Below are 8,265 nucleotides of genomic sequence, written 5' to 3'. Positions count from 1 at the left end.
TCAATGCAGGTGAGAAGATAAAATCGGGAAGTTATTTCGTAGCCGTTCCTTAGCGGCCGAGGTGGCGGCCAAGGAGGTCGAGCGCACGCGTGCCGGACATTATCCGACGCTCGATGCGGTGGCCAACTACGGTCACAACAATTCGGCGCTGTCGTTCCTGGGGAGCGACACTCTGGAAACCACCTCGCGCAACGTGGGGTTACAGCTCAACATCCCGATTTTCCAGGGCGGTTACGTCAATTCCAAGACGCGTGAGGCGGTGGCTAACCGCGTAGCCGCCGAGGCGACCCTGGAGAGCGCCAAGCGCTCGGCAACCCTCGGATCGCGAAAATCCTACCTCGGCGTGGTGAATGGTCTGGCCCAGGTACGGGCGCTGGAAGCGGCGCTGGTTTCAAGCACCAGCGCGCTCGAGTCGAACAAGTTGGGTTACGGGGTCGGGGTACGCATCAATATCGACGTGCTCAATGCCGAACAGCAGGTTTATGTCACCAGGCGCGATCTGGCCAAGGCCCGTTTTGATACGCTGTTTTCCCAGCTCAATTTGAAGGCGACGGTCGGCTCGCTTGGCGAGGAAGATCTGGAGCAGATCAATCCGCTGTTCGAGGCGCCGTAATCTCCCGGATCAATGCAATGGTCCGTTCCGTTGCGCCGCGATGTGCCTGACTGAAACTTGCTGCGGCATCGCGCATCGACTGCAGCGCTTCTCCATCGCTCAATAACTTGGCCACTTCGACTGCAGCGCCCTCCGCATCGGCAATTCTGCGTGCCGCGCCACAAGCGATGGCATCTTCGGTCGCCTGAGCGAAATTGAAGGTGTGAGGGCCGACCAGCACCGGGCAGCCGCAGGCGGCAGCCTCGATCAGGTTCTGTCCGCCGAAGGGCAGCAGCGATCCTCCGATCAGTGCCAGATCGGCGACCGCGTAATAGGCCGGCATTTCACCCATGCTGTCGCCTAGCCAGACTCTTGTTTCAGGCGTCACCAGCGCGCCTTCGCTGCGCCGGCACAGCGAAAGTTTGCGTTCCTCGACCAGTGCCGCCACTTCGGCAAAACGCTGCGGATGGCGCGGCACCAGCAGCAGAAGCAGATCGGACCGATTGATGTGGGCCAAGGCGTCGAGAATGAGCGCCTCTTCCCCCTCGCGCGTACTGGCGGCCAGCCACACCGGTCGCCTGCCGAGCGCCTGCCGCCACTGGGCGCCGAGTTGCAGTTTGTCCGGCGACGGGGTGACGTCAAACTTGAGATTGCCGGTAACCGTCACCGAGCTTGCGCCAAGCTGCACAAGACGCGCGGCGTCGGCAACCGTTTGCGCACTGACGAACGACAGGGAAGCAAAAGCGGGCTTGGCAAGGTAACTGAAGCGCTGATAACCACGTTGCGAGCTGGCCGAGAGGCGGGCGTTAACCAAAGCAATCGGCACGTTGCACTTGCCTGCTCCGGCAATCAGGTTGGGCCACAGCTCGGTCTCCATCAACAAGCCGATGAGCGGTCGGAAATGCTTGAAAAAGTGCTCGACGCCGTCCGGCAGATCGTAAGGAAGATAGGCTTGGGTGACACGCCCCGGGTAACGATTCACGTACATCGCTCCGGTTTCGCGCCCGGTCGGCGTCATGTGCGTGAGCAGCAGATGGTGCTTCGGCCATTCGCTGAGCAAGGCCATGATCAGCGGCTCGGCGGCGCGCGTTTCGCCGACCGACACGGCGTGCAGCCAGATCAGCTTGTCGGGAGCATCCTGTGGGTATAATCCGTAGCGCTCGCCGACGTGCTGCAGATACTCGGGTTGCTTTCGCGCACGCCACCATAGACGCAGCAGCACGGCTGGCGTGACCAGGTAAAACAGGGCGCTATAGAGTGCGCGGGCGATCATGCGCCGGGCCTGCTTCTGGCCAGCATGCGGTCTATGGTATCGATGACGGTAGCCAGCGTTGGCGGGTTCCCTTTCTTGCCGAAACTCGCACACTCGCCGTCACCAAAAACGGCGGCCTGATCGCTGTCGGAGTCGCAGAAAATGCCTATTGTCGGACGGCCAAGCGCAGCGGCGAAGTGCGTAAATCCGGTATCCAGACCGACCACCAGCGCCGAGCCGGCGAGAAAACGCGCAGCGGTGTCGAGTGCCATCCGTGGCGGCACGATGGCACCATCGAGCGCTGCCGCGAGAAGCTGGCTACGCGCCTTTTCATCCTGGCTTCCCCAAGGCAGGACGGAAGTTATGCCTTGCGCTGACAGACGCTGCCCGACTTCGATCCAGTGGGCATCCGCCCACAGCTTCTCGGGGCGGCTGGCGGCATGCATGAGTACCGCGTAAGGCCTGGCCGAAAGCCAGTCGGCCACCAGCGCCCCGGCGCGAATGCCATAGTGCGGCGGCGTCTCGATCGGGTAGCCGAGCGCGCCGGCGGCTACGGCACGGCAACGGTCGATGACATGGCGGGATTTTGCAATCGGCAGCGCCTTGTCGTAGAAAAGGGCGGCGCCGCCCTCCTTGATGCTTTGCCGGTCACCACCGACAATGGCGTGGTTCCTTGAAAGCCGGGCGATGGCGACGCTTTTCCACAAGCCCTGCGTATCGAACACCATGTCGTAATCGATTTCCTGCAGGCTGCGCTTGAATTCACCCATCTCGCGCCAGGTGGCTTCTTGCAGCAGATGTTTGCGCCAGCGGCGCCAGGCGACCGGAATGACGCGCCGGACGCCGGGGTGAAGCCTCGGGATGGCCTGGTAGTCCTCTTCCGCAACCCAATCGATCCGGGCGTCCGGATAGTGGGTCAGAATGTCGGTGACGACCGGGCAGTTGTGCACCAGGTCACCCATCGAGGAAGTCTTGATTAGCAGGATTTGCATGAAGGAGCGCATTATATCTTCGGCTACCGACTCTGGTAGACTGTCGAGTCAGCCAAGGCGCGCCGCGCCGGCAAATAGTGATGCGCTTCCCTTAAAAATGAAAATATGACCCAGCGCGAATCCTTGTCCGTAGTCCTGATTGCACTGAACGCGGCTACGCAGCTTGAACCCTGCCTGCACAGCGTAGCCTTTGCCGACGAGATTGTGCTCGTAGACTCGGGAAGCGCGGATGGCACCGCCGAACTGGCCGCGCGCTATGGTGCGCGGGTTCTGCAGCAGGAATGGCTGGGGTTCGGGCGGCAGAAACAGTTTGCCGTCGAGCAGGCCGGGCACGACTGGGTGCTGTGCCTTGATGCCGACGAGCGCGTGACGCCTGCCTTGCGCGCAAGCATCGAGAACGCCCTGCTCAAACCAGCCTTCGGTGCTTATCGCTTTGCCCGCTGCAACCGTTTTCTCGGGCGCTATCTGCGGCATGGCGAGGGTTACCCGGACTTGAATTTACGGCTCTTTCACCGCCGTCGTGCGCGCTGGTCGGATGACGTAGTGCATGAGCACGTCCTGGCACAGTGCGAAGTCGGCACGCTGGGCGGCGATTTGCTGCACGATTCGGCCGAAACCATCGCCGCTTATCTGAACAAGCAGAATCGCTATACGTCACTGGCGGCCGGTGCCGCCTTCGCGGCCGGGAGGCGGGCTTCGGCGGCCAATTTATTGCTCAGCCCGATATTGCGCTTCATCAAGTTCTACGTCCTGCGGCGTGGTTTTCTCGATGGCTTGCCCGGTTTTGTTCATATTGTCATTGGCAGTTTTAACAGTTTCAGCAAATACGCCAAAATGAATGAGTTGCAGATCAAACAACGTGAAGGACTATTGCCTTGATTCTTGTTACCGGTGGTGCGGGCTTCATTGGAGCCAATTTCATTCTTGACTGGTTGCGCGAAAGCGACGAGCCGGTACTCAACCTCGACAAGCTGACTTACGCCGGCAACCTCGAAAACCTGGCCGAACTGGCAGGCGATCCCCGCTACGCCTTCGTGCACGGCGATTTCGGCGACCGGAAACTGATTGATGGCCTGCTGCTCAAGCAGCGGCCGCGCGCGCTGATCAATTTTGCCGCCGAAAGCCATGTCGATCGTTCGATTCATGGCCCCGGCGACTTCATCCAGACCAATATCGTCGGCACCTTCAACCTGCTCGAAAGCGTTCGCGCCTGGTTTCCCTCCTTGAGCGTTGCGGAGCAGGCGGCTTTCCGCTTTCTGCACGTATCGACCGACGAGGTTTATGGCTCGCTTGCCGCTGCCGACCCGGCCTTCAAGGAAACCAACCGTTACGAGCCTAACAGCCCGTACTCGGCGTCCAAGGCGGCCTCGGACCATCTGGTGCGGGCCTACCATCACACTTACGGCCTGCCGGTGCTGACCACCAATTGCTCGAATAACTACGGTCCTTACCAGTTCCCCGAGAAGCTGATCCCGTTGATGATCGTCAATGCACTGGCCGGCAAGCCGTTGCCGATTTATGGCGACGGACAGCAGGTTCGCGACTGGCTGTACGTGACGGATCATTGCGCCGCAATCCGGCGCGTCCTCGCCGACGGTCTTCTTGGCGAGACCTACAACATTGGCGGCTGGAACGAGAAGCCCAACCTCGACATCGTTCATGCGGTGTGTGGCTTGCTTGACGAACTGCGACCGCGAGCCGACGGCCAGCCCTATCATGAGCAGATCACCTACGTCACCGATCGGCTGGGGCATGATCGCCGCTACGCCATCGACGCGACAAAAATCGAGCGCGAACTTGGATGGCGGCCAGCCGAAACCTTTGCTACCGGTATCCGCAAGACCGTGCAATGGTACCTTGACAATCAGGGTTGGGTCGGTAACGTGCAATCGGGCGCCTATCGCGAGTGGGTCGAGAAAAATTACGGGGGAAGAAGCCAATGAAGATTCTGCTGTTCGGCAAGGGCGGGCAAGTCGGCTGGGAGTTGCAACGCAGTCTGGCGCCATTGGGGCAGGTGATTGCCCTCGATCACGACAGCGCCGATGGGTTGTGCGGTGATTTTACCAACCGTGCCGGCTTGGCCGGGACGGTGCGGCGCGTGGCACCGGATGTCATCGTCAATGCCGCCGCCTATACGGCCGTCGACAAGGCCGAGTCCGAGCCGGATCTGGCGCGCAGGATCAACGCCCTGGCCGCTGGCGTACTGGCTGATGAAGCACAGGAACTCGGCGCCTGGCTGGTGCACTATTCAACCGACTACGTATTCGATGGCAGTGGAGATAAACCGTGGCGGGAGACTGACCGGACAGGGCCTCTGAGCGTTTACGGTAAAACCAAACTGGAAGGCGAGCAGGCCGTCGCCCGCTGCAAAAAGCATCTGATCTTTCGCACCAGTTGGGTTTACGCAGCGCGCGGCGAAAATTTCATAAAGACCATGCTGCGTCTGGCGAAGGAGCGTGATCAGCTAAAAATCATCGACGATCAGGTCGGAGCGCCCACCGGTGCCGAGCTCTTGGCCGATGTGACCGCACAAGCCTTGCACACAGTCACACTACGCAGCCGCCCCAAGCTTTCCGGCGTATACCATCTGGCCGCCGGCGGCGAGACGAGTTGGCATGCTTACGCACGATTCGTCATTGAACAAGCGCGCCGTACAGGACAGCCGATCCGGGTCATGCCGGAAGCCATTGAGACAATTCGTACCAGCGCCTACCCGACACCGGCGCAGCGCCCGCTCAACTCCAGGCTGGATACCGGGAAGTTGCAGGCGGCCTTTGACTTGAGCCTGCCGGAGTGGCAGCCTGGCGTCGAGCGGGTGCTGGCCGAAATTTTCGGGCAATAGCCGAAGCGCTGTGCAGGTTGAGCGAAGATGATCGTGTGACTTGAAGCAGGTTTTGTCCGGCTCGCCGGTCTGTTCGCCAACCCGCTGAACGGGTGCCCAATGGATAATCAGCGTTTAATGGAGTTGTGTTGATGCGATGGAAACCCATAGTTGAAGCGCTGATGCTGGCGGCAATGGCCACTGCAACCATGCCTTTGTCCGCCGCCGAGGCCTTGCCCCTGCTGATGGCGGAAACTGAGCAGGGACAGTCCGACGTTGCCCTCTACCTGGTCAGCGAAAAGCTTGATGGCGTTCGTGCCTTCTGGGATGGCCAGAGGCTGCGAACGCGCAACGGAAACACGATCAATGCGCCAGCCTGGTTCGTCGCGAATTTTCCGGCGCGGGCGCTGGATGGCGAATTATGGGTAGGCCGCGGTCAGTTCGATCAACTGTCCGGGACCGTACGCCGGCTGACGCCGGACGATGCCGAATGGCGTAAGGTGCGTTATCTGGTCTTCGAGTTGCCTGAAGCGCCAGGCACGTTTCGCCAGCGCGCCGAAACCTTGCGCAGTGCGATTGCCGGTGCCCGGGTGCCGTGGTTGCAATCGGTCGAACAATTCGAGCTAAGCAACCGCAAAGCGCTCGAGCAGAAACTCGACGAAATTCTCAAGGTCGGTGGCGAAGGCCTGATGCTGCACCGAGCCGACGCGATTTACACGACCGGACGCAGCGACGTTCTGCTCAAATTGAAACTGTGGCACGACGCAGAAGCCACGGTGATCGCCTATCAGCCAGGCAAGGGAAAATTTTTCGGCATGCTTGGCGCGCTACGGGTACGTACCGCCGATGGCGTCGAGTTCATGCTGGGCACCGGCTTGAGCGAAGCCGATCGTCACCATCCGCCGCCAATCGGTACGGTCATCACCTTCCGCTATCGCGAACTCACCAACCGCGGTCTCCCGAGATTCGCCAGTTTTCATCGCGTCCGGGAAACAGAGTGATGATGGAGTTCCTGGCGTCGATCAGAGCGTTGCCGAAGTCGTCGGGTTGCGCATCGGCCAGGTGGGCAGGCAGCCGCTTGAATGCTGGCGACGGGAGGTCGGAAAAAATGAAAGCTTCCCCGGCCTGTGCCAGCGGCATGGTCAGGGGGCGATTTTGATTCCGTGTTTGACGATGCCGGGATCGCATTCAAAGGCATAGAAACCGAGGCGCGGATCGAGGACAACGGCGCCGACGCGCCGGCCCCAGAGGAGTACTTCAACAGCAGCAACGGGCTTATGCTGGCCGGGGGCGCAAGCGTCGATAGCCAGCTGGCACGACTGAGGGCGCGCAATTCCTTGACCACCGGCGGAATCGAGAAGCCGCCCATCAGTTCGGTGATGAAATCCACGTAGTCGGCATCCGAGGCGATGTAGCTCGGCTCGGGCTTGGGCGTGCCCATCGGCTTGAACAGGATGGGCAGGGCAGGGTTGATGGCCTGGGCTCTCTGGTAGGTCACGCCATCCCAGGAATATAGTTTGTAGCGGAAATCGGTGCCGCCGAGGCGGGCAATGTCGACGATCACGGTGTGCGGCGTAGCGGCGTAGGGATCCTGCAACTGCGTATCGCGGTTGATGTCGATGACGTACGCGGGACGGATTTCCTTGAGCCAGTCGTGAACCGCGCGACGCGTCCAGATCGTATCGCCGTAGGTGCGGTTGAGGAACCTGGTCACCGTGCTGCGTCCGCGCTTGAGTTCGACATTCATCGCCGCCAGCGGGAATTCGTACATCAGCTTGGGCGCCATCGGTTTGCCGTTGTTCATGGCAATGATCAGCGAATCGCTGACACGCACGCCCTCGAAATAGCCGGTGATTGTCCCGGTCGCTGCGGTTGGAGTTTCGCGTAGCGGGACGAAAACACGCAGTACCCAGCGATCTTCTGGGAGATTCAGGCTTTCAAACGATGCGGCGATGAAGCTTGGTGCTTGAATCTCAAGTAAGGCTGATGCGACCTCTTGCCCTTCGCTGGTCATCGATGGCGTTGGCGCGATCGGCACCGGCACAGAAGCCGCACGGGTTGGCGAGAATGCTGAGCATGTTGGGCCTTACATGATGCCGATGATTTCGACCTCGAAGCGGAGCGGCTTGCCGGCAAGCGGGTGGTTGAAGTCGAAGAGGGCGGTAGTGTCGGTCAGTTCGCGCAGGAATCCGGCAAAACCGGGGCGGCCGTCGGGCGCGCCAAACTCGATCAGCGAGTTTTCCTTGAGTTCGACTTCCGGGGGCAGGGCGCTGCGTGCGATACGTTCGATGAGTTGCGGGTTGTGTTCGCCAAACGCCGCGTTGGAGTCCAACTGGAAAATATGGCGCTGGTGGGAAGCTAATCCGATGAGGCACTTTTCGAGCGGCTCGGCAAGTTGACCACTGCCCATTTGCAGGGTGGCCGGAGAGAGGTCGAAGGTGCTGACAAACTCGTTTCCGGCATTGTCGGAGAGGCGGTAATGGAGGGTCAGGTAGCTGTCGGGGAGTACGGTTGAATCAGTTGGTTTGTTCATTTTGAAGCGGGCCGATAAATAGGATTCGTCATTCCGGGCTTGACCCGGAATGACGGGGATTAATAAGATTCGCCG

Annotated in this window: 9 protein-coding genes; 5 read left to right on the top strand and 4 right to left on the bottom strand. The window is 60.5% G+C overall.

What is annotated here, in order from left to right:
• The first annotated feature begins 61 nt into the window (after positions 1–61).
• Entirely contained in the window at positions 62–613 is a 552-nt protein-coding gene (locus ACOYNV_RS15510) for a TolC family protein (protein ID WP_422900697.1), read from the top strand.
• On the opposite strand, the gene waaA is transcribed toward ACOYNV_RS15510, so the two are convergent.
• Both waaA and waaC read right to left on the bottom strand, forming a co-directional pair.
• Entirely contained in the window at positions 588–1,865 is a 1,278-nt protein-coding gene (gene waaA, locus ACOYNV_RS15505; protein WP_422900696.1) for a lipid IV(A) 3-deoxy-D-manno-octulosonic acid transferase, read from the bottom strand. The genes ACOYNV_RS15510 and waaA overlap by 26 nt on opposite strands.
• Positions 1,862–2,836: a lipopolysaccharide heptosyltransferase I gene (gene waaC / locus ACOYNV_RS15500; protein ID WP_422900695.1), complete on the bottom strand. Its 975-nt coding sequence runs from the start codon at positions 2,834–2,836 to the stop codon at positions 1,862–1,864. Before waaC ends, waaA begins: the two co-directional genes overlap by 4 nt.
• Before the next feature lie 105 nt (positions 2,837–2,941).
• Here waaC and ACOYNV_RS15495 point away from each other — a divergent pair, with 105 nt between their 5' ends.
• The 4 genes from ACOYNV_RS15495 (at position 2,942) to ACOYNV_RS15480 (ending at position 6,658) form a co-directional block, all read left to right on the top strand.
• Complete coding sequence (locus ACOYNV_RS15495; RefSeq protein ID WP_422900694.1) at positions 2,942–3,715, top strand: glycosyltransferase family 2 protein; 774 nt, start codon at positions 2,942–2,944, stop codon at positions 3,713–3,715.
• Complete coding sequence (gene rfbB / locus ACOYNV_RS15490) at positions 3,712–4,779, top strand: dTDP-glucose 4,6-dehydratase (protein WP_422900693.1); 1,068 nt, start codon at positions 3,712–3,714, stop codon at positions 4,777–4,779. Before ACOYNV_RS15495 ends, rfbB begins: the two co-directional genes overlap by 4 nt.
• Entirely contained in the window at positions 4,776–5,678 is a 903-nt protein-coding gene (rfbD, locus tag ACOYNV_RS15485) for a dTDP-4-dehydrorhamnose reductase (RefSeq protein WP_422900692.1), read from the top strand. Before rfbB ends, rfbD begins: the two co-directional genes overlap by 4 nt.
• A gap of 131 nt (positions 5,679–5,809) precedes the next feature.
• Positions 5,810–6,658, top strand: a complete 849-nt coding sequence (locus ACOYNV_RS15480; protein ID WP_422900691.1) for a DNA ligase — start codon at positions 5,810–5,812, stop codon at positions 6,656–6,658.
• On the opposite strand, the gene ACOYNV_RS15475 is transcribed toward ACOYNV_RS15480, so the two are convergent.
• A complete protein-coding gene (locus ACOYNV_RS15475) occupies positions 6,634–7,695 on the bottom strand; it encodes a hypothetical protein (protein ID WP_422900690.1) in 1,062 nt (353 codons plus the stop codon). The genes ACOYNV_RS15480 and ACOYNV_RS15475 overlap by 25 nt on opposite strands.
• 48 nt (positions 7,696–7,743) lie before the next feature.
• Complete coding sequence (locus ACOYNV_RS15470; RefSeq protein WP_422900689.1) at positions 7,744–8,190, bottom strand: FKBP-type peptidyl-prolyl cis-trans isomerase; 447 nt, start codon at positions 8,188–8,190, stop codon at positions 7,744–7,746.
• Positions 8,191–8,265 lie beyond the last annotated feature (75 nt).

It is taken from the genome of Propionivibrio sp. (assembly GCF_049316945.1).
Lineage (GTDB): Bacteria > Pseudomonadota > Gammaproteobacteria > Burkholderiales > Rhodocyclaceae > Propionivibrio.
Note: the sequence above shows the minus strand (reverse complement) of the source record. Positions and strands in the feature narration are given on the sequence as shown.

Coding starts and splice junctions, on each gene's coding strand:
- waaA (WP_422900696.1), bottom strand. CDS start 1,865: ATGATCGCCCGCGCACTCTATAGCGCCCTGTTTTACCTGGTCACGCCA.
- waaC (WP_422900695.1), bottom strand. CDS start 2,836: ATGCAAATCCTGCTAATCAAGACTTCCTCGATGGGTGACCTGGTGCAC.
- ACOYNV_RS15495 (WP_422900694.1), top strand. CDS start 2,942: ATGACCCAGCGCGAATCCTTGTCCGTAGTCCTGATTGCACTGAACGCG.
- rfbD (WP_422900692.1), top strand. CDS start 4,776: ATGAAGATTCTGCTGTTCGGCAAGGGCGGGCAAGTCGGCTGGGAGTTG.
- ACOYNV_RS15480 (WP_422900691.1), top strand. CDS start 5,810: ATGCGATGGAAACCCATAGTTGAAGCGCTGATGCTGGCGGCAATGGCC.
- ACOYNV_RS15470 (WP_422900689.1), bottom strand. CDS start 8,190: ATGAACAAACCAACTGATTCAACCGTACTCCCCGACAGCTACCTGACC.